This window comes from Streptomyces sp. NPDC058279, from assembly GCF_042881255.1.
Classification (GTDB): domain Bacteria; phylum Actinomycetota; class Actinomycetes; order Streptomycetales; family Streptomycetaceae; genus Streptomyces.
The window spans coordinates 41,269-61,017 of record NZ_JBHVYA010000017.1 but is presented as its reverse complement, the minus strand read 5'-3'; the positions used below and the strand labels follow the sequence as shown (position 1 = coordinate 61,017).

Here is a 19,749-nt window from a genome sequence, read left to right as displayed (position 1 = left end):
TGCACCTGCCACCGGCGGGCGGAGACCCGCTCGCCGGGCGACGGCCGCACCACGACGGAGGGCGGGGCCGCTGCCTCGCGGCAACGGCCCCGCTCGCTGTCCGATAGTGCGCACTTTGCCGGGAGGGTGGAACTCGCTGGCTGCGACGGCGTGTGGCGGGCTACTTCGGGCAGTTGACGATGCCCTTGGCGATGCCGGTGACCGCGCCGAGAAGCATTCCGCCGGCTGCTGCCTGGGGGCCGCCCACGAGGCCACCGAGGGCTCCGCCGACGATGCCGCTGCCGATCTCCTTGGCCATGCACTTGTCGTGGGCGTCGCTGCTCGCGGCAGCCGGCGAGGCCGTGAAGGAGGCGGCCGTCATCATTTCGGCCGTCTTCTTCACGGCGGCCGTGGAGACGCCGTTCGTGCCCAGGGAGAAGGTCGGGGGCGAGATGGTGCCGGTGACGGTCTCATCCGTGACGCCTTCGATGGTCTGGGTGACGGTGGCGCCGCTGACCGCGAGGGCGACCTTGTGAGCCGTGCCGTTCGTGTCCGTGACGGTGCCGGGCTGCACGGTGGCGATGACGGCGCCGTGCGCGTCACTGACCTGGAGGCCGCCCTGTACAGCGGCCAACTCGGTCCCCGCCGGGAGGTCCACGGTGCCCGAAACGATCTTTGCCAGGGCGGTGGGCTTCACGTCCGGGCTGCCGGTGTCGCTGCCCGGCGGGGTGGCGCCGGTGTGGGCGACGTACATCGTCGACCCGGCCGCCGAGTTGATGACGGGGACGGTCACGGTGGCGTCGGTCGTCCACGGCTGGTTGTCGGTGTCGAAGGTCCACGTGCCGGTGACCTTCTTGCCGACGGCCGCGAAGTCGACCCAGGCGTAGCTCTTGGAGGGGACGTCGACCGCGATCCCGTTGATCGTCGACTCGTCCGAGGTGTACGTCTGCGTCGCGGTCAACTGGTTGCTGATCATGGCCTGGATCGGGGTGGTGACGCCGACCGACGTCGACAGCCCGGCCGAGAACGACTGGGCCCAGCCGGAGTGGTAGATCGTGGTGAAGATCTGCTTCATCGTGGTGCTGGTGTCGTTGTACCAGACCGACGAGGCGGGCTGGCGGGGCAGCACCTCGGGCCGGCCCTCGGACTTCTGCGTCCACGAACAGGTGGAGGTCTTCTTGGAACACAGGTCGCTGTAGTAGTCGAGCGCGAGGCCCCTGGCCTCGGCCGCCTTCGCGGAAGGGACCGTCCACTCCTGGCTCGCGCTGCCGTTGCACGGGTTGGGCTGGGCGAGGATGCCCCACAGGTGGAGGCCGCCCCGGTTGTCCATGCAGTACTCGGTGCCGCTGCTCTCCTCGCGCCGGACTATGCCGAAGGTATTGGGCTTGCCGTCGACCGGGCGGAAGTTCCATTGCTCGCCGTCCTTGCCGCAAGACTGCTGCACGGCGGGCTGGGAGGCGTAGACGCACTTCCCGGAGGAGGTGCTGGCGATGTTGAAGGTACCAGGGGAACTGAGCTTGATCAGGCGCCAGTTCGGGAAGTTGGTGCCATCGGGAGTGACGGATATCTGGTTTCCGTCGCCCGTGCCCGTCGCGTTGAGGGTGCCGTCCGTATTGGTGAAGGTGTAGGCGTCGGTCGCCGCGGCGCTGACCCGGGTCGCGGCACCCGCCGGTGCCGCGGCGAGGACGGGGCCCAGGAGGGCCAGGGCGACAGCCGGCGTGCTGAGGAGTCTCGCGGCCCTGGTCATATACCTCTTCATCATCACTTCCTGTGGTCTCGGGGTGTGCTTCCTGGAGGGAGGTGATCGCCCGGGCCGCCATGGCCGACACCGAGGAACCGTTTGCTCGGCCGGACGGCCGAGCGCCTTCGGCCCTCAGTCACGCACACGCAGGCTGCCCTGCTAACCCGGAACGATCCGGAGTGACGCCGCCAGGCGCGGTGCCGGGCGCCCCGGGTCGGGAAAGGGACCGAATGACACTCGGAGTCCGGCCTCGGGCGGCACACGGCTGCCGGGCGCGGGATGTGCGACACGCTGCCTACGCTCCCGTTCTGTTCTCGCCGGCATTCAGTCGCTGGTCTCCGTCTGGCCCGGTGGTGCGCCGGCAGTGACCGGCCCACCGTCCACCCGCTCGCCCCCGGGACGAAAGCCGGCCTGCCGCCCACTGCCAGGACTGCGCCGCGCCTGGGCACACCCCATGCCAACTGCTGCTGCCCTCGGCGTACTCGGGAACGCGACGTGGTGAGACGGCCCCACGTTGGCTGCCGGGGTTGCGCTCCTCGATGCCGTGACCAAGTGTCATCGGCGCCGTCACCGGCATCCTCACCCGCCCGGGGCTGCTCATCCTCGGCAGCCACGACCCATCGGACCGGCTGCACGCGGGCGCTGGCCGCCTCGCGTCGGCCGACGGCGACGGAGGGGTGACCACGCCCGGAAGGGGCCCGTCGGACCGCCACCGGCGGGCCCCTTCCCATGGCGATCTCGGACACACCGCGATGATCTCTGTGGCGGCGGGCGCGACGGAGCGGAACAATCCATCACGGAACGGGTAACGCAACCGAGGAAGAGGAACGCCCCATGGTGGAGCAGGACGAGCGTTTCGATGTCGTCGTACTCGGCGCCGGCCCCGGCGGCTATGTCGCCGCTGTGCGCGCCGCCCAGCTGGGAAAACGCGTCGCCGTCGTGGAGGAGAAGTACTGGGGCGGGGTCTGTTTGAACGTGGGCTGCATCCCGACCAAGGCCCTCCTGCGCAACGCGGAACTCGCGCACATCTTCACCCGTGAGGCGAAGACGTTCGGGATCAAGGTCGACGGACAGGTCTCCTTCGACTACGGCGAGGCCTACCGTCGCAGCCGCAAGGTCGCCGACGGCCGCGTCAAGGGAGTCCACTTCCTGATGAAGAAGAACAAGATCACCGAGTACGACGGCCGCGGAACCTTCGTCGACCCGCACACGCTCCAGGTGACCGGTTACGACGGGGAGACCCGCACCATCGGTTTCGAGCACTGCATCATCGCCACCGGCGCCACGCCCCGGCTGCTTCCCGGCACCAAGCGCAGCGCCCAGGTGGTGACGTACGAGGAGCAGATCCTCGCCGAGGAACTACCGCGGTCCATCGTCATCGCGGGGGCCGGCGCGATCGGCATCGAGTTCGCCTACGTCCTGCACAACTACGGCGTGAAGGTCACCATCGTCGAGTTCCTGGACCGGATGGCGCCGTTGGAGGACGTCGAGGTCTCGGCCGAACTGGCCAAGCAGTATCGGCGGCTGGGCATCGAGGTGCTCACCTCGACTCGTGTCGAGTCCATCGACGAGTCCGGCCCGCAGGTCCGGGTCACGGTCACCGGCAAGGACGGCTCCCAGCAGGTCCTGGAGGCCGACAAGGTCCTCCAGGCCATCGGCTTCGCCCCGAACGTCACCGGGTACGGCCTGGAGAACACCGGCGTCACGGTCACCGAGCGCGGCGCCATCGACGTGGACGGCCGCTGCCGCACCTCCGTCCCGCACATCTACGCCATCGGCGACGTCACCGCCAAGCTCATGCTCGCGCACGCGGCCGAGGCCATGGGAATCATCGCCGCCGAGACCCTCGCCGGCGCGGAAACCATGGAACTCGACTACGCGATGATTCCGCGCGCCACCTTCTGTCAGCCCCAGATCGCCAGCTTCGGCTACACCGAGGCCCAGGCCCGCGACCTCGGACACGACGTCAGGGTCGCCAAGTTCCCCTTCACCGCCAACGGCAAGTCGCACGGTCTCGGTGACACCACCGGTTTCGTCAAGCTGATCAGCGACGCCAGGTACGGCGAGCTGCTCGGCGGCCACCTCATCGGCCCCGACGTCACCGAGCTGCTGCCCGAGCTGACCCTGGCCCAGCAGTGGGACCTCACCGTGCACGAGGTCGCCCGCAACGTCCACGCCCACCCCACCCTGAGCGAGGCCGTCAAGGAGGCCGTGCACGGCCTGGCCGGACACATGATCAACATGTGATACCCGGGCCGGCGGGCCGCCCGGCAGAAGTAGGCGGGGACCTACTTCTGCCGGTGGAACCGCATGGTCCAGCCCCCTGCTCACCGTGTTGGCTCGTCGTGGAACGGGCGACGCGTGAGGGCCGCCGGGCATCGCGCCCCGGGCCGCCCACACCGTCGTCCGGCAGCCGGTGCCGCACGCCCGTTCCGGTTCCGATCAGCTTGCGTGGAATTCCCTGCCAGGGCAGGCTGCTCGCCGCGGGCGGTTCAGACGATCTCGGTGTCGTAGAAGCAGAAGTGGTCCTTGATCGCGGCGACGTCCGGCTTGGGATCCGCGTACGCCCAGACGAGGTCGCCGGCGTCGGGTACGGACCAGTAACTCGCGTCCCCCTTGAACGGACAGTGGGTACTGGTGTCGGAGGGGGTCAGCAGGTCGGTGCGCACGTCCTGGGGCGGCAGGTAGTACCGCGGGGGGCAACCCGTCTCGCGCAGCACCAAGGGCCGCCTGCTTTCGGCCAGTACCTGCCCGTCCTTGACGACACGCACGTGCTCGGTGCCCTGGTCGATTGTGATGTCGTGTCCACGTGTCATACGCACCTCAGCGCACCCGGCCGGGGAATTCTTCCCGGGACCCGTAACGGGCGCCGTGGAACATCAGTCCGACGGTTGAGCAGCGAGCCGCTCAGGACCTCTCGGTGCCGGTAGCCGTTCTTCCTGCGCGAGCTCGGCGCGCGAGGACGTTCAGGCCGATCGGGAGCGGCCGCCCGCTTGAGGGCGGTCTCGCGCAGCGCTTTCGTAGGCGGGATCGCCCTTACGGCCTTCGACCGCACTCAGCCCGTCAGGGGATTCGGCTCGTGGCCTTCGCCCCTCTTCTCCGAGTCGGTGCTACGCGCGTGCTTCTCCGCACCGGTGGGCCGGCCGCTCTCGGTTTCCTGGCGGCGTTCCTCCTCCGGGTGCACGTCCTTTTCGCCCGTGACGCGTTCGAGAGGAGATTGCCCTTCGGAGCGCTGTTCCATCGGGTTGTTCATGAGCCCGCTCCTCCCTGTCATGACACCCGCTCGTTCTCCGGCGACCGGCGCCTTCCCGCCATAAGGGAGGGGAAACGTCCGACGGGCCCTACTGAGCGCGCCGGGTCCGCAGCCCGTGGAGTGTGCTCGCTCATATGGGCTGTGGGCCGGTCCGCAGCAGGAGTATGGCGATGTCATCGGTGTAGTGGGCGGTGGGCCGGGTCTGGCGGAGGAGGACATCGATGACGTGGTCGAGACTGTGCCCGCTGTGCTGCGCCAGGAAAGGCCGGGGCCGATGCCGAGCAGGGGGCCGGGGTCGAGTCCCACGACGCCCGGCGGCATGCCGGGGCGGTGTAGGAGCGGCGGCGGGTGCCCTGCGCTGGCCAGGACCGCTTCCTGGCGGGTGAGGTCGATGTGCGCGTACAGGCACGAGACGAGCAGGTCGGTCTCCAGGTCGGCAAGGACCCGGTTGGTGCGGGCCAGGACCTGGTCGGGCGGCGCGCCGGCCGTGGCGTGGATCGCCGTACGCACCTGCCCCATGAGGGCGGTGGCCGACACGTTGTCCATGCCGCGGCTGGCGGGCAGGTAGCGCGCGGCGCTCTGCAGGCCCGGCAACGTGGGCAGGCTGCGAGGCAGGAGAGCCTGCTGAAGGCCCCGGGCGAGGTCGCGGGTGGCGTCGTAGAGCCTGGCCCGGTCCAGCGCCTGGGCGATCAATCCGGCCAGCGAAGTCAGCACGGCCCGCTCGTCGGCGCCGAAATCGCGAGGCCGCTCGTAGGACAGGATGCAGCAGCCCACGAAGGCCGGCCCGAGACGACCAGCGGCAAGAACGCCCATGCCTGCTTGCCGCTGATCTGCGAAGCCCGCGGATAGCGCCGGGCCGGCTCATGGGGGCCGGCGAAGAACGCCGGGATGCCCTCGGCGATCACTTGTCCCGCGGGGGTGAGGTCGGTGTCCAATGGCAGGCCGTCGAGTCGCTCGATGGTCTGCTGGTCGTAGCCGTGGTGTCCGGTGATCTTCAGGCGGCCGGCGTCGGCTGCCGACACCACCAGGCTGTCCGCGCCGAAGGCGGGCAGTACCTGGTCCGCGATGAGCTCGACGACGTCGCGGACGGCGACCGTTTCGGTCAACGCGGCTGCCAGGTGGACCAGTTGGTACAGACGACCGACCTGAGGGGCACTCGTCGCGGCCGGTTCGGTGGAGCGCGAGGCCCGGTCGGGCACGGTCCGGTCGTACCCGGGTGGCGTCGCGCGGGTGATGCGGACGCTGATGCCGCCGGCGTCCGGATACGGCCGGAAGTGCAGCCAGGTGTCGGGGGGACGCAGCGCGGTGAAGGCGACCGGGTCACGACTGATGACGGGGGTGCGGTAGTGGTCCTCGACAAGGGTGTCGTCCAGCCAGGGCAGGGACTGCCAGGGACGGGTGCCCAGCAGCCGTGCGGCATCGACTGCCAAGAGCGATTCCGCCGAAGCGGCCAGGAAAGTGATCCGGCCCTCCAGGTCCAGGCCGAGTGCACCTTCGGGCAGGCGCTCGACGTAGTCCAGGGCGGCTTGCGGCGACTGCCCGCCGAGCGGGCGGACGGCCGCGCTGACCGGAATGAGCCGAGGATGCTCGGGTGCGGTCGGTGGTACGGCGGCTTCCTCCACGATGCGAGCGATACGCCGGGCCGCGGATCCGATGTGGCTCCGTTCACGCGCGGTGGCGTCGGCCGGGTGGCTGGCGGGCCACAGCAGCATCAACGCGCCCCAGCACCGGCCTCTGCCCTGTAGTGGGGCCGCGGCGATCGCGAACCGGTAGGGGAGGCTCGCGGCGGCGCGGGGATAGGCGCGGGCCATGTCGTCCTGGGACCCCACCCAGACCAGACGGTCCGCGCGGACCGCGTCGGCGACTGGCACAGGCGCGCCCAAGGGCACTCGCCGCCACGGCCCGCCACCTCCACCGGTACGCCGCACACCACCGCGAGCCCGAGCAGCTGCGTGGCCTCTGTCGACGGCCCGCATGCGGCACATAGCCGACACGGTGCTCGTACCGGGGGAGAGACAGGGAAGCGAAGGTTGATGGCCGGCCCTTCCCCAAGGAGGCGGCCGCCGCTCGGGGCTGACGCCGCGGTCGCTCCGCTACGTCCCTGTTCGGGGCCGCGCGGGGGAGTGGTCGTTCTGGCAACTTTGGATGTCCGGGAACCGGTGCGGCGTTCAGTGTGTGAGCCGGCCGAGGCTGGTCAGGATGTCGTCGAGGGTCTGCTCGAAGAGGGGTTCGGGGTCGGTGAGTGCGAAGTCGAGGTGGCCGAAGACCTCTACGGCGACGGCTCCGTAGAGCCGGGCCCAGCAGGACACGAAGACGTAGATGACTTGCGGAGGGACCGCCTCGCCCGCCAAATGCTCCCGTACTTCTCCGAGCTGGGTGATCCATCGGTCGTCCAGGTCATCGGGAGGCCGGATGCCGCCGAGGTGCCACAGCTGCACCATCAGCTCCAGGAGGATCCCGCCGAAGCGCCAGCTTGCGTCGTGGGCGGCGGTGCCGGGGGTGGTGTCGGCGTCGGTGAGGGGCTTGGTGAACAGCAGGCCGAATTCGCGCGGGTGTGCCAGGGCCCAGCGCCGCAGTTCCCGGCACACCGCCCGCATGCGCCGGCCCGGATCGGAGGCGGGCTGCCGGTCGCGCGCGGCGGCCAGGGCTGCGGCGAGTTCCTCGTAGAGGTGGGAGGCCAACGCCTGGATGAGGTCGTGGTGGCTGGCGTAGTAGCGGTACAGACCCGGTGCCGTCATGTTCATCTCGCGGGCGATGGCCCGCAGGGTGACGGCCGTCGGGCCTTCCTGCACGAGCAGTCGCCGGGCGGTGTGCAGGATCTCCTCGATCGCGTGTTCGCGGATCCGGTGACGGCGGCGTGGTGTGCCGGTGCTGGTCACGGCGGCCTTTCGTGGGGGCTGGCGGCGATGAGTGAGGACGGGCGCTTGACAAAGTTAACACCTATCACTTTAGCTGACCGTCGAAAGTGAACGGTGTAAGCAAACGTCGGAGGCTCCCTTGAAGTACGGCATCGTCCTGACCTATACCGTCACGCCACGCTGGCTGGCGCTGTCCCGCGAGGAACGCAACGCGATGCGGGCCGCCCACATCGAGCCGGTCTTCGCCGCGTACGCGGACCGGGTCACCGCCCGCTTCTTCGACGCCGAGGCGTTCCACACCCGCATGAGCGACTTCGCCGTGCTGGAGACCGAGGACCTGCGCGCTTACTACTTCCTGATCGAGGCATTGCGCGACACCCCGCTCCTCGCCGACGGGTACATGGCCTTCGGCGAGATCTCGCTGGGAGTCCAGGACGGTTTCCAGGAATACGAACGCTCGCGCGCCGCGTCGGCCCAATCGTGACCTGACCGCCTTGTGACGCCTTCGGGCCGGCCCCGGCCTGCCCGGTGCTCCTGACGCGGGCGAGCGCGCCGCTCGTCTTCTCGACACCTTGCTGCAGGCGGCCCCGCCCCGCTGTTCGTCACCGGCTCGGCGGCTCGCCGACCGATCCCGGTTCGCCGATCACCCACACGGACGTGGTGGAGGGCAGGATTCCCGGCGAGAACGGCTACCAGCCTCCCGCAGCGCAGGTGAGATGACATGGCATTTGCAACGAGACTCACGATCGACGGCGACTGGACGGCGGTGGTGATGGGCGAGCCGCTGCGCTGCACCCCTCGTTTCAATTTCCGGGACTTCTCGGTGCGTATCGCGCCGTACGCGAACATGGAGGAACGGGGCCGGTTCCTGACGGGTACTTTCGGTAGTACAGCATGGCTATGGGACACCCCCGACGAGCTCCGGTTCAATCCTGTCAGCCGGCAACTGGTCGCTGCAGAGTTTCAAATAGCGGGTGACGCTGCTGACATCGAGGACTGCGCCCGTGTTCCCGCCGTGCCCCTCGCCCAGCAGGGCGGTCTTCGCGCGGACGAGGCCCGGGACTTCCGCCTTCAGGTGACAACGGAACTCTGCCGCGCCCCCGGCGACACTGTATTGACCTGCCTGCGCGACCTCGACGTCCTCGACGAGCCGTTGGAGGCCCGTATCGGCATCGCCCCCGACGTGGCGCTCCTTGTCCAGCACAGCACCGTCGTCGGCTGGAGTCTCACGGATCCCGCGCGCTACCTGGCCAGAGGCTTCGATGACCCGGACCCGGCTCCTCCCGCCCCCGCCACCCGGTTGCTACTCAGCCGATGTTTGGACTTGGTCGCCACGTCGCTGTTCGACGAGGTGAGGAACCGGAAGCCGGTCGCCCTGACGACACTTCGGGCGCTCGATCAGGCATTGCGGAACCAGCGAGAGGACCGTCGCCGCGCCGACGCCCTACTCGCGCTCATCGGCGAAATAGTCGAGGACTACGGGTGAGCATGGCTCCGGGTTTGACGGCGGCCGGCATGCGAGCGCCACGGACGAACCGCCGTAAATCGCCTCGTGATGGTCCTTCGCCACCGTTTCGTGGAGCTACCGGAGCCTCGTCGATTCAGGCCGGGTGTGTGATCACCAGGGGACGACACCGTTGTCCTCGAAGAACGAACCGGTCGGGCCGCCGTCGGGCAGGGTGGCGAGCCGGATCGCTGTGGCCGCGCCCTGTTCAGGAGTGCGGGGCCCTTGGAAGCCTGTGAAGTCGGTCGCGACCAGGCCCGGGCAGGCGGCGTTGATCAGGATGTTCGTACCGGCGAACTGCCGCGCGTACTGCACGGTGAGGGCGTTGAGGCACGACTTCGATGGCGCGTAGGCCGCCATGATCGGGATCTCGATGTCTGGGTCCGCCTGCCGGGCCAGGGAGCCGACGCTGCTGGAGACGTTGACGATGCGTGGCGAGGCCGAGCGCCGCAGCAGTGGCAGCATCGCGTTGGTCACCCGGACCACACCCATGACGTTGGTATCCAGGACCGTGCGGAGCACCTCCAGGTCCAGCGCGGTCGGGTCCTGTACCCACCCCGGGTCCGTCTCGCCCGAGATACCGGCATTGTTGACCAGGGTGTCCAGGCGCCCGGCCAGCCGTTCGACCAATTCCGCGGCATCAGTGACGCTCTGGTCGTCGGTCACGTCCAGCGGTACCCCGAACGCGTCCACGCCGAGGGCGCACAGCTTCCCGACGGCGGTTTCGCGTCGGGCGGCGTCGCGGGCTCCCACGCCCACGCGGTACCCGAGGCTGCCCAGCCCGGCCGCGATCTCGTACCCGATGCCCTTGTTCGCGCCGGTCACCAGCGCGATCATCGTTTCGCTCATGCTGATGATGTTGGCTCGCGGACGAGTGGCGCGGCCAACACCGATACGGTGTCCTGTCATACCTGCCAGGTATCACCGCGTATGCTGCGGCCGTGGACACCCTGGAGACCCGCGAGCTGAGGTACTTCGTGGCCGTCGCCGAGGAACTTCACTTCGGGCGCGCCGCCGAGCGCCTCGGGATGGCCCAGCCGCCCCTGTCGCGGGCGATCCAGCAGCTCGAACGGCGCCTCGGCGTCTGCCTGCTGCAGCGCAACCGCCGTGGCGTCCGCCTGACGGGCGCCGGAGAGGTGCTCTTGCACGAGGGTCGGGCGGCTCTCGACGCGACCGCTGCCGCCGCTCGCCGCACCCGGCGCGCCGGCGGTGCCGACAGCCCGGGCGGCCCCCGCGGTCGGCTGGTCCTCGCGGTGAAGGCCGCCGCGTCCCACGAACTGCTGCGGAAACTTCTCGACGCTTACGCCTCCGAGCCCGACAGCGCCGAGATCGAGGTGCTGCCGTGCGGCATTTCCGAGCAGGAAGAGCTGCTGCGCGACGGACGCGCTGACGTCGCGCTCATGCACACGCCGTGGAACTCCCTCGCCGGGTTCGACAGCGAGGCACTGACGACCGAGGGACAGGTTGCCGTCCTGCCTGCCGGGCACCCCCTCGCCGCCCGCGAGACGTTGTCCCTGGCCGATGTCAGGGACGTCCCCGATCTGCCGCTCGCCCGCTGGCCCACCCACGGCACCTACGCCCCCGGCCCGGGCCCCGAGGTCCACAACCAGACGCAACTGGCCCAGTTGATCGCCCTCGGACGCACCGTGGCGGTCGTCCCCGACTCCGCCCGCTCCTGGCTGTGGGCCGAGCACACCGCCGTCCCCTTGACCGACGCGCCTCCCGTCGTGACCCACATCGCCTGGCCCGCCCACAGCCGCTCCCTCGCCCTGGCCGGCCTGATCCGCACGGCCACACGGCTATGACCAGCTTCCACCCCCATCGGTCCGCACCCGGCACAGCTCAGATGCCACCAGGGCCGGCGAGACCGAAGAAGCAGACCTGCGGGGCCAGATCATCTGGGACGGCGAACGAATCGGACCAGATCATTCGAGGCAGGGACCGGATTGCCCGAGGCGGACATCGGGTGTCGGGACGATCAGTCTCGAGGAGAAGCGCCCCGTCGCAGTGAAGTGAACCAGCGGATCTCTGTAGTCCGGCCTGGGCTCAGGTGTACTGAGACAGGCCCGTGGCTTCGTCTCAGTGAACCTGGTCCGTGGAAGCCCTCTCGAGACTTCCTGCTCGGCGGCGAACTCGTCCACGAGCTGGAGAGCACACGGATCGCATGCTGGTCGTAGGGCTCTGTCGGCATGTGGGGCGGCGGGTGTGTACTGGGCGTTAGCCGCAACTGGGGGAACTATGTCGCGAACGCCGGATCGGGGAGCATCAGAGTCAGCGCACCAGGAGGAGCCCTGGCTGGACAGTCGCGAGGTCGCGGAGCTGTGGCCGGTGCGTGAGGAGTGGCTGCCGGGCGCCGCTGGTCGGGCGGATGTCCGCGTGCGACGGTTCGGCGGGGAGAGCCGGGGCACGTACGGGGCGGCTCCGACCTATTACCTATCACCCCGGGGATGTGCGGCGGGCCGCGGCGGCTATCGTCGAGGGCCGCGTCGACATCCCGTCGGTCTGGCGAACCGACACTCCCGACGGCTGGCGGGCGGAGTACTGGAGCAGATTCGGGTTCCGTCTCACCTGCACGGTCGTCCTGGCCCTGGTCCTCCTCGTCCTGGGCGTGGCGGTCTACGCCATGGTGTCCTGAACCCTTGAACCGGCAGGCCATGGGTTCGGGTCATCCGGGTGGCTACGTCGCCCGGCACCCGGCGCTGACCTCAGGTGTTCTTCGCATCGGTCTTGCCGTCGCCGCGGTACCCACGGGAAGCGTGGTGGACGGTCCGGGCAGGAGTGTAGAGCAGCCGCAGGTCATGGCCGGCCAGGAGGGGGATCAGCAGTGCACTCGGATGGACCGGGCCCTGCCCGGTCGGGATCTGCGACCGCGGCCGTACCTCGTCGGGTCCCTTGCCGGACCAGGGCCGCTTGTCTGGCGTACCGCCCATGAGGGAACTCCTCGCACTCGCAGGGGTGCCTTCCACGCTGCCACGCGGCAGGCATTCGACAGCATGTCCGCACGTCGGGCCGGTGCGGGCCGGTGCCGGGCGGCGGCGGGTGAACGAGGTCTCTCCCCAAGCCATGTCCACCTCCGGCCGGCGCGGGCCCGGTGACCGCCACGACGGCGTCAACAGCCGCGTTCGTACCTGAATGGGCGGGCACCCGCAGGGTGCCCACTGACCCGCTGCCTGAGCGGCGGCACCGGTGCCCCCGACGGTTCTACGGCCGCGGCGGCGCTGTCCGGTCCGGGCTTGGTGCGACCCGGTGGGCCGGCAGCTGCTCGGTCGGGCCGCCGGTCTCCGAACGCTTGGCGGCCCGCAGCAACGCCATGCCGACCAGCGCCAGCACGATGAGAGCGGCGCCGAGGACTACGTCGTAGACCCGATTGCTGTCGGTGAACGCGGTCTTCTGCAGCCCGAGGACGAAGGGGGAAGCGACCAGCCACGCCCCGCAGAGCAGGATGATCACGTCGGAGCGCATGTCCGCCCCTCGGTAGAGGCGTGAGCCGGCTGCGAACAATACGATCGTGCCGACGATGACCTCGTTGATCTGCGCGTCTTTGGGGCCGTCCTGCAGGGCCATCGGCGCCAGGCACAAAACCAGGGCCACGAGCAGCATCAGCAGGCCGAGAATGTCATCGTGCTGACTCCGGCGCAGGCTCTTACCGCCACTGACCCGTGCCTGCGCAACACTGTGATGACTGTGCACCGTCATGAGAGCCTCCTCGCTTTCAACAGACGGCTGCTAGCCGAACCTCACAGGCGCGCCTACCCCGGTAGGTGCCGCTAAGCATTCGTTCCGCCGCAGTCTCGGGTGGAGGGCGTCGGCGAGCGGGCTTGCGAGATCCCTACGGGCCATGAGCACCCGTGGGCGGCGCCGGCTGGTGGCCGTGCCATTCGCAGAGCAGGACGGTGGCGTCGTCGCCGAGTTGCCCGTCGTGGTGTTGGAGGACGGCGTGGACCAGGCGGCGCAGGGTTTCGGGGACGGGCAGGGCGTCGGCCTGGGCCCGGACGATGAATTCCACGAAGCGGGCCAGGCCGAATTCACGGCCGGCGTGGTCGCGGGCTTCGGTGATGCCGTCGGTGTAGAGGACGAGGCGGTCGCCGGGCTCCAACTGTTCGCGGTGGACGTGGGCGGGCAGGCCGAGGTCGGTTCCCAGCGGATGGGTGGGGCGCGTTCGAGTGTGGTGATCCAGCGGCCCTCGCGGATGAGGATGGGCGGCGGGTGGCCGCAGTTGATCCACGACAGCAGCCCGCTGTTCAGGTCGAGGTCGGCGAGGATGGCGGTGGCGTACCGGTCGAGGGTGAACTGCTCGATCAGCATCGCCTCGATGCCGTCACGTGCTTAATTCAGGCTCGCGCCTTGGCGGCGCTGGTTGCGGCAGGTGGCCATGGCGAGATTCGCGGTCAGGCCGGCGGCCGTGTCGTGCCCCATGGCGTCGAAGACGGCCAGATGAGCCACATCCGCGGCCAGGGCGTAGTCGAAGGCATCCCCGGCGGTGGCGTAGGCCGGCTCCATCGCGGCCGCGATCGTCACCCGCGGCCCGGTGAAGGTCCGCGGAGGCATCAGCGTCCACTGCATCTCCGCCGACACCGACATCGGCTCCAACCGGATCAGCCGCGCGTAGGAGTCACTGTGCGCCCGCGCCGCCACCAACATCATCCCGACCAACGACGCCAGATCTCCCATGGCCTCCCGCGCCTCGGCGTCCGGCTCCTCCTCCGTACCCACACCCAAGACACCCAGACGCTCCGTACCGTCCAACAGCGGCAGCCAATGGAACCGGTGCTCCTCGGCACTCGCGGACACCACCCGCATGCTCTGAAAGGCACGCCCGGCCAAGGTCGTGTCGACCCGCAGCTCCTCACCGCCGCGGCCGGCATCGATTCCCTCACCGGTCACCTGCCGCAGCATGTCCTCACGAAGATCGCAGACGTAGATACGTACCCGGCCGAAGCCCGCCCGCGAAGCGTGCTCCGCCACGAGCGCGGGCAACTGCTCGAACGTGGTGACATGGCTCGCCCGGAGCAGCCCGGTGAGCATGTCCTTGTAGTAGGTGTCGGGCACTGGAAGACCCTCCGGCCTGTCGTGTTGCCATCCTCTTCCCCATCCCAGCCGATGAACGCATGGCCGGCCACGTACGACACCTGGAACCGGTCTCTGGCGGTCGTGGATCGTCGGAGTCATGCACGGCACCTGCCGTGCCCCGGATAGCGCTCGCCTGCGACCTGACCTGACGGCCCAATCGCCTCCCTCACCGGTGGGGAGCCGCTACACCGGGCGTCGCCGGGCGGGCGGCCCGTCGTACAAGTAGACCGTCCGCACAGGCCCCGCGGTCTCGACCACAAATCTCGACGCCTGGGTCCCCGACCGCTCCAGTGCCTCCTCCTAGCAAGCCGGGACCTTGTGGAACACACCCGTCCAGCACGGACATGGCCCCTGCACCGCGTGACACTCACGGCCATCAGGAGAACCCACCGGCTCCGCGGGCTTGACGCCCCCGAGCACCGAACCCCTCACGAGGGGTCTGCCCGGTCTTATTCGGGCCGCCCCGCCCCGCCACCAGACCCGGCGCCGGAAATCAGGCATACCGAAAGCGCTGCCCTGGCCGGCACGCCCCGCCCTGGACGCTTCCTGGGGCAAAGATTCGGGTCCTCGGCTCCGTCCCTGCCAAGGTGTCGGTGTGTGCTCCGTTCGTACCAGTCCGATGGCAGGCCGGCGGCCGGTGAACGACGGTGGTCACGGCACCGGCCGCTCGCCGGGGCCTTCATCCGCCTGGGCAAGGGAGCCGGTCATGTCCGATCGTCACACGACGCTGCGCAGCCTTCACGATGTGGGACTGGCCGCCTGGTTCGGCGGATCGCTGATGGGGGCGGTCGGCCTGAACGGCGCCGCCGTGGACGAGGGCGGCACCTGGGCCACCTCGGCGCGGATCGCGAGCGCCGGCTGGGCGAAGTGGACCCCCGTCAACGCCGCGGCGATCGCCGCGCACCTGTTCGGTTCCGGGGGACTGCTCGTGGCGAACGCGCCGCGCGTCGCCGCGCAGCAGGGCGTCGCGGCCTCGACTCTCGCCAAGACCGTCCTGACCGGCGCCGCCCTCGCGGCCACCGCCTACAGTCGCGTCCTGGGCAAGAAGATCGAACTCGCCGCCTCCACCGATCCACAGGATGCCGAGAAAGCGGCGAAGCACCCCATCGACACCGACAGGGCACAACGCCACCTGGCATGCCTGCAATGGGCCGTCCCCGCCCTGACCGGCAGCCTGGTCATCCTCAACGCCCTCCACGGCGAACAACAACGCCCGACCGAACAACTCCACGGCATCTGGCAGCGCGCCCGCTCCTTCTCCCCGCACATGCCCACGGTCCCGGACTGGCACCTCACTCACTGAATGCGCCCGCGACAGGCCGGTGGGGCAGGCCACTGCGGTGTCGCAGTCGCGCCGGGCGCGGTGCCGGTCAGGAAACCGCAGGCGGTACGGTGAGGCCGACCAGGCGCGGCGAAGGACCGTGTAGCGGAGCCGTATTCGGCTTTGGGTTCTTGGGCTCCGCCCACGACGGCTGTCAGCATCTGCCACTTGAGCCGCAGGTGGTGTTGGGCGAAACGCTCGGCGATCACGCGTTGTTCGTCGGGGCCCAGCCAGGAGAGCGCCTCGGCGAAGTTCTCGCCCGCCTCGTCGGCCTCGCGGCGGGCGGCCTGGCTGATCAGGTAGCCCTCGAGCCTGGCCAGGCCGGCCACCGGTCCTCGGCGGCACAACCTGGGGCCACGGCCCGTCGTTCGGTCGGCCAGGCAAGGGTGCTCGTGCGAGCCCTGACGTTGGGCTCATGCGGGACGGGTAGGGGCATGACGCGGCCCAAGGTGTGGCTCGCCGAGCCCAGGTCGCGTGAGGGAGATGGATGCCATGCGTAAGCGACTGTTGGGGGTGGCTGCCGCAGCGACGGTGGTGACCGGGATGTGTGCACCGGCGGCGCTGGCCGCCGTACCCGTCGGTGACCAGGACACCAATTTCGTGAGGTCCGCCCACCAGGGCAACCTGGCCGAGATCGCCGCTGGTCAGGACGCGCAGAAGAGCGCTATGACCCCTTGCGTGAAAGCGGTGGGCGCGAGACTGGTCACCGACCACCAGAAGCTCGACAGGGACCTCAAAGCCCTGGCTGTAAAGAGCAAGACAGTGCTGCCGGCCGCACCCACCGTGGAACAGCAGCAGGCCCTGCGGGGCGTCACGGAGAAGGCCGGAACGGCCGGATACGACGCGGCGTGGCTCAAGAATCAGGAAGCCGCCCACACCCAGACCCTGGCCTTGATCGACACACAAATCCGCTCGGGCACGGACGCGGCCGTCACCAACGCCGCCAAGAAGGCTCGCCCGGTCGTTGCCCTACACCTCGACATGGTCCGTGGCGGCACCTGCCACACCATGTAGGTGGCTGCGAGCCATCCGGCCCTGCGAGCCGACCCGACGGTTTTGTAGCGATTGGGAGCGGGCCTCATGTAGCCCCGCGCCGAGGTGAGCCGCTTCGCATGCATGTCTGTCCGGCTCGACTGCAGGCGCCTGATCAGAATGTCACGCCCGCCACCGTGGCTGTCCTGCGCGCGCGCCACCGGACGGCTGCCTGCGCCGACCGGGGTGTGGCCGCGCCGCGGCTGCGGCCACGCCTGATCAGCCTCGGGGGACTCCTGGGGTCGCTGGGACTGGGTGGGCTCCCCATCCAAGTCACACCTCACTTGTGCCCTGCGGCATTCAGTCGATCGCGGGCGCGCCCTGGGGTGTGCCGCCTGTCCCCGCCGGACTGACTGGTGCCGGGCATCCCGCGCCGGCGGCAGTGTCGTTGGCGCCCGATGGTGCGTACTTGGTCCCGGAACTCCGGCGGTGTCCCGGGCGTTGGGGTCGAAAGGAGTCGCCAGGGCGACACGGGCTACCGGGGAGGGGGCGATGGTGCGCAGGGCAGCTGCCGCAGTGATGCTGCTGGTCTCGGTGCTGCTGTTGCATCTGGCGCTCGGCCATGGCGGTGCCTTCGGTGACGCGGAAGTGGGGCCCGGCAGCTCATCGATCGCCGGTCCGGCTGCGGGGCAGCAGCCTCTCGCCGGTCGCGATGCCGGTGGCGATGCCGGTGACGAGCGGGACGGCCAAGAGCCGTGCCAGACCGTGAACACGCCGATCGTAGGGGCGTCCCGTGTCCGCCACCGCAGGCGTCATCTCCCGGACGGGTCACCGGCGGCCCCGGCAACCGGCGTGCCGGCGCCGCGAGACCTGCCCTTGGCGCGATGTGTTGACGTCACCGAGGCGGGGAATCCCCCGGATCTCGCCATGCTGCAGGTATTGCGCTGCTGATCGGCAAGGTGCTTCGAGGGCACTGCTTCCGTTGCCGCCTCCGGCCGGCGGACGTCCCGCCCCGGGCCCGTGCCCGGGGGACCCCCAGCCGTGATGCGGAGCACAGGCCGGTCACCGTCTCCTGCCGACACACCAGAGTCCGAGGTCGATCATGCACTCCTTCATCAGCCATGCCCGCTCCTTCTCCCCTCCGCCCGCTGATCCTCACAGGCAAGCCCAGCAGCCGGGCGACGGCCCGGCGGCGCAGGCGCTGTTCATCACCTGCTCCGACTCCCGCATCACGCCCGCTTTGCTCACCGGAGCGGCACCGGGCGAGCTCCTCGAACTGCGTACCGCGGGCCACATCGTGCCGCGCTACCGGGCCGACGCCCAATGCGGCATCGGCGGAACCCTGGAGTTCGCTCTCGGCTCCCTGCGTGTCACCGACGTCATCCTGTGCGGCCACACTCGCTGCACGACCGTACGGGCCCTGACGAACGACCAAATCGACCCTCGACTCCCATTGACCCGCAACTGGCTGAACCTGGCCGCCCACCACCCCCACACCCGAGACACCGGGGAAGCCACGGGAGCCGACCGTACGCGCGCCGTGGAGCAGCGCCACCTGCTCGCCCAGCTCCACCATTTGCGTACGTATCCTTGTGTCACCCGGCGCATCGCAACCCGCAAACTCCGGGTCCACACCTGGTATTACGACGACGACACCAGCGCGATCCTCAACTGGGACCCGGCTGCACGCACCTTCCGCCCGCTGTAGCGAGCGTCTCGGTCCCGCTGCCGCAGTGATCCGGTTTGCACTGCGGCGGCGGGACAACCATAAGCCGTGACATTTCCCGTCTCGCTGGGCGACATCGTGCCCGTACCGCCCGTGCCGCCCGTATCGCCGTGCCGTCCGACGCAGTCCTGTGTTCAGCCTGACCGGCTGCCGCGCGTGGTTGGCCGCGGAGGAGTGCATGCTTCCGGCCGTCACCTCAAAGGAGAGCGTTGTCCACGTCGAAGGCATGGTTCGCCCTAGAGGACGCAGCCTTGTGAAGAAAGCCCCAGGTTCGGAGGAACTCCCCCTCTTCCTGTATACCAGCTTGCTGACTCCCAGCTTGGCGATGCGCCATCGTCGGGCATGGGTACGCGGATCGGCGATCTGAGTACGTGCACCCATGCGGATGCTGCCGGCCGGGCGGTGCAATGGGGTCATGAACGCGACTCCTCCGCTGACGCCTCAAGCGATCCGGCCCCTGGCTCCGTCGTGGTGGCTGGCCCCGGCCGTGCTCAGCGTGGCGGCGCTACCGGCTGGAGTGTGGGGCTACCGCTCCTCCCCGATCGTTGCCGCCACAGCATGGCTGGCCCTGCCGTACGCCGTTCCGCCGGCCCTGACATCGGCCTCCTGGCGGTTGTCCTCCAGAGCGGACGCGCGGGCCCGCGGCCTGGTCCTGGGCGGAATCGGCGCCTTCACCGCCCTGGTCTGCGCGCACCTGACCACTTTCCTGCTTTACGCGGTGTGCTTCGTCCTATGGGGCTTCCAGGGCGGCTGACACACTCCCTCTGCGGGGCACGGCCCCGGACCTGCACCGTGAGTGTGGGTCGGAGACGGGCCTGATCAGCCGGCCGTACGGCGGTCCGACGCCGAGCAGCTCGGCGCCGCCCATGCCAGCCCCGCCAGGGCAGACGACGCTCTGGTGCTCAGTACGGCTGCGGCCGGCGGCGAGGCCGTCGTGGTGCCGACGACGACCCGGTGGTCGCCTCTGCGCCCGGCAGTCTCCAGACCGAAGTGGCCCGCCACCTCGAACGCACAGCCTTCCCGACCGACAGGGCAAGCCTGGTGACGGCGCTGGAGGAGGCCAACGCCCCCGGTTACCTACTGGACGCCGGCCGACGGCTCCCCGAAGACGGCCGGTGCCAGAGGCCCGCCGACGTGTCACGTGCTCTCGACGACCCGGCGGCGGGAGCCCCGAAACGCACGGTCGAGCCTGGCGCGTTGCGAAGGGGTAGAAGACGGCAGCAAGGATGGCCGCGCCTCACATGGTCGACGGAGTGATAGGCGGCCGCACCTGCTTTAAGGGAGGCTCTATGCCCCCAGAGGGGCGCAGAGCCTTCCGGGGGTCA

The 19,749-nt window shown here is 69.7% G+C and carries 20 protein-coding genes and 1 pseudogene; 11 read left to right on the top strand and 10 right to left on the bottom strand.

Annotated features, from left to right (window positions below):
• Positions 1 to 160: 160 nt before the first annotated feature.
• Positions 161 to 1,726: a hypothetical protein gene (locus ACFVXJ_RS25670; protein WP_389665094.1), complete on the bottom strand. Its 1,566-nt coding sequence runs from the start codon at positions 1,724 to 1,726 to the stop codon at positions 161 to 163.
• A gap of 828 nt (positions 1,727 to 2,554) precedes the next feature.
• On the opposite strand from ACFVXJ_RS25670, the gene lpdA reads away from it, so the two are divergent.
• Complete coding sequence (lpdA, locus tag ACFVXJ_RS25665) at positions 2,555 to 3,967, top strand: dihydrolipoyl dehydrogenase (protein ID WP_389665092.1); 1,413 nt, start codon at positions 2,555 to 2,557, stop codon at positions 3,965 to 3,967.
• Between the two features lie 245 nt (positions 3,968 to 4,212).
• Here the strand turns inward: lpdA and ACFVXJ_RS25660 are convergent, their stop codons facing one another.
• The 4 genes from ACFVXJ_RS25660 to ACFVXJ_RS25645 all read right to left on the bottom strand — a co-directional run bounded on the left by ACFVXJ_RS25660 (position 4,213) and on the right by ACFVXJ_RS25645 (position 7,852).
• The gene (locus tag ACFVXJ_RS25660; RefSeq protein ID WP_389665090.1) at positions 4,213 to 4,542 is read right to left on the bottom strand and encodes a DUF427 domain-containing protein; all 330 of its coding nucleotides are present in this window, start codon (positions 4,540 to 4,542) and stop codon (positions 4,213 to 4,215) included.
• Between the two features lie 233 nt (positions 4,543 to 4,775).
• Entirely contained in the window at positions 4,776 to 5,687 is a 912-nt protein-coding gene (locus tag ACFVXJ_RS25655) for a PP2C family protein-serine/threonine phosphatase (protein WP_389665088.1), read from the bottom strand.
• Positions 5,681 to 6,844: a hypothetical protein gene (locus ACFVXJ_RS25650; RefSeq protein WP_389665086.1), complete on the bottom strand. Its 1,164-nt coding sequence runs from the start codon at positions 6,842 to 6,844 to the stop codon at positions 5,681 to 5,683. The genes ACFVXJ_RS25655 and ACFVXJ_RS25650 overlap by 7 nt, the downstream gene beginning before the upstream one ends.
• A 297-nt stretch (positions 6,845 to 7,141) precedes the next feature.
• The gene (locus ACFVXJ_RS25645) at positions 7,142 to 7,852 is read right to left on the bottom strand and encodes a TetR/AcrR family transcriptional regulator (RefSeq protein WP_389665084.1); all 711 of its coding nucleotides are present in this window, start codon (positions 7,850 to 7,852) and stop codon (positions 7,142 to 7,144) included.
• 118 nt (positions 7,853 to 7,970) lie between these two features.
• Between ACFVXJ_RS25645 and ACFVXJ_RS25640 the strand changes: the two genes are divergently transcribed.
• Both ACFVXJ_RS25640 and ACFVXJ_RS25635 read left to right on the top strand, forming a co-directional pair.
• Positions 7,971 to 8,315: a darcynin family protein gene (locus ACFVXJ_RS25640; RefSeq protein ID WP_389665082.1), complete on the top strand. Its 345-nt coding sequence runs from the start codon at positions 7,971 to 7,973 to the stop codon at positions 8,313 to 8,315.
• A 237-nt stretch (positions 8,316 to 8,552) separates the two neighbouring features.
• Positions 8,553 to 9,317, top strand: coding sequence for a hypothetical protein (locus tag ACFVXJ_RS25635; protein ID WP_389665080.1), 765 nt, complete (start codon positions 8,553 to 8,555; stop codon positions 9,315 to 9,317).
• Positions 9,318 to 9,449: 132 nt separating this feature from the next.
• Here ACFVXJ_RS25635 and ACFVXJ_RS25630 read toward each other — a convergent pair whose 3' ends face one another.
• Complete coding sequence (locus ACFVXJ_RS25630) at positions 9,450 to 10,184, bottom strand: SDR family oxidoreductase (protein ID WP_389665078.1); 735 nt, start codon at positions 10,182 to 10,184, stop codon at positions 9,450 to 9,452.
• 92 nt (positions 10,185 to 10,276) lie between these two features.
• Between ACFVXJ_RS25630 and ACFVXJ_RS25625 the strand changes: the two genes are divergently transcribed.
• Together ACFVXJ_RS25625 and ACFVXJ_RS25620 are read left to right on the top strand one after the other, a co-directional pair.
• Complete coding sequence (locus ACFVXJ_RS25625; protein WP_389665076.1) at positions 10,277 to 11,140, top strand: LysR family transcriptional regulator; 864 nt, start codon at positions 10,277 to 10,279, stop codon at positions 11,138 to 11,140.
• A 644-nt stretch (positions 11,141 to 11,784) separates the two neighbouring features.
• A complete protein-coding gene (locus ACFVXJ_RS25620; protein ID WP_389665074.1) occupies positions 11,785 to 11,970 on the top strand; it encodes a hypothetical protein in 186 nt (61 codons plus the stop codon).
• A gap of 70 nt (positions 11,971 to 12,040) precedes the next feature.
• On the opposite strand, the gene ACFVXJ_RS25615 is transcribed toward ACFVXJ_RS25620, so the two are convergent.
• From ACFVXJ_RS25615 to ACFVXJ_RS25605, 3 genes and pseudogenes are all read right to left on the bottom strand, one after another.
• The gene (locus ACFVXJ_RS25615; RefSeq protein WP_389665072.1) at positions 12,041 to 12,265 is read right to left on the bottom strand and encodes a hypothetical protein; all 225 of its coding nucleotides are present in this window, start codon (positions 12,263 to 12,265) and stop codon (positions 12,041 to 12,043) included.
• Positions 12,266 to 12,536: 271 nt separating this feature from the next.
• On the bottom strand, positions 12,537 to 13,031 hold the full coding sequence (locus ACFVXJ_RS25610) for an SPW repeat protein (RefSeq protein ID WP_389665070.1): 495 nt from the start codon (positions 13,029 to 13,031) through the stop codon (positions 12,537 to 12,539).
• A 133-nt stretch (positions 13,032 to 13,164) separates the two neighbouring features.
• Positions 13,165 to 14,360, bottom strand: a pseudogene (locus ACFVXJ_RS25605) (PP2C family protein-serine/threonine phosphatase).
• Positions 14,361 to 15,111: 751 nt separating this feature from the next.
• Between ACFVXJ_RS25605 and ACFVXJ_RS25600 the strand changes: the two are divergent.
• On the top strand, positions 15,112 to 15,708 hold the full coding sequence (locus ACFVXJ_RS25600; RefSeq protein ID WP_389665068.1) for a hypothetical protein: 597 nt from the start codon (positions 15,112 to 15,114) through the stop codon (positions 15,706 to 15,708).
• Here the strand turns inward: ACFVXJ_RS25600 and ACFVXJ_RS25595 are convergent.
• Positions 15,702 to 16,055 carry a hypothetical protein gene (locus ACFVXJ_RS25595; protein ID WP_389665066.1) on the bottom strand — a complete coding sequence of 118 codons (354 nt, stop codon included), beginning with the start codon at positions 16,053 to 16,055 and terminating at the stop codon, positions 15,702 to 15,704. The genes ACFVXJ_RS25600 and ACFVXJ_RS25595 overlap by 7 nt on opposite strands.
• Before the next feature lie 163 nt (positions 16,056 to 16,218).
• Here ACFVXJ_RS25595 and ACFVXJ_RS25590 point away from each other — a divergent pair, with 163 nt between their 5' ends.
• From ACFVXJ_RS25590 to ACFVXJ_RS25570, 5 genes are all read left to right on the top strand, one after another.
• Positions 16,219 to 16,740 (top strand): DUF4142 domain-containing protein, encoded by a 522-nt coding sequence (locus ACFVXJ_RS25590; RefSeq protein ID WP_389665064.1) that lies wholly within the window; start codon positions 16,219 to 16,221, stop codon positions 16,738 to 16,740.
• 510 nt (positions 16,741 to 17,250) lie between these two features.
• Entirely contained in the window at positions 17,251 to 17,649 is a 399-nt protein-coding gene (locus tag ACFVXJ_RS25585) for a hypothetical protein (RefSeq protein ID WP_389665062.1), read from the top strand.
• A gap of 151 nt (positions 17,650 to 17,800) precedes the next feature.
• A complete protein-coding gene (locus ACFVXJ_RS25580; protein WP_389665060.1) occupies positions 17,801 to 18,406 on the top strand; it encodes a carbonic anhydrase in 606 nt (201 codons plus the stop codon).
• 433 nt (positions 18,407 to 18,839) lie between these two features.
• Positions 18,840 to 19,178, top strand: coding sequence for a hypothetical protein (locus ACFVXJ_RS25575; RefSeq protein ID WP_389665058.1), 339 nt, complete (start codon positions 18,840 to 18,842; stop codon positions 19,176 to 19,178).
• A 200-nt stretch (positions 19,179 to 19,378) separates the two neighbouring features.
• Positions 19,379 to 19,681 (top strand): DUF2795 domain-containing protein, encoded by a 303-nt coding sequence (locus tag ACFVXJ_RS25570; RefSeq protein ID WP_389665056.1) that lies wholly within the window; start codon positions 19,379 to 19,381, stop codon positions 19,679 to 19,681.
• Positions 19,682 to 19,749 lie beyond the last annotated feature (68 nt).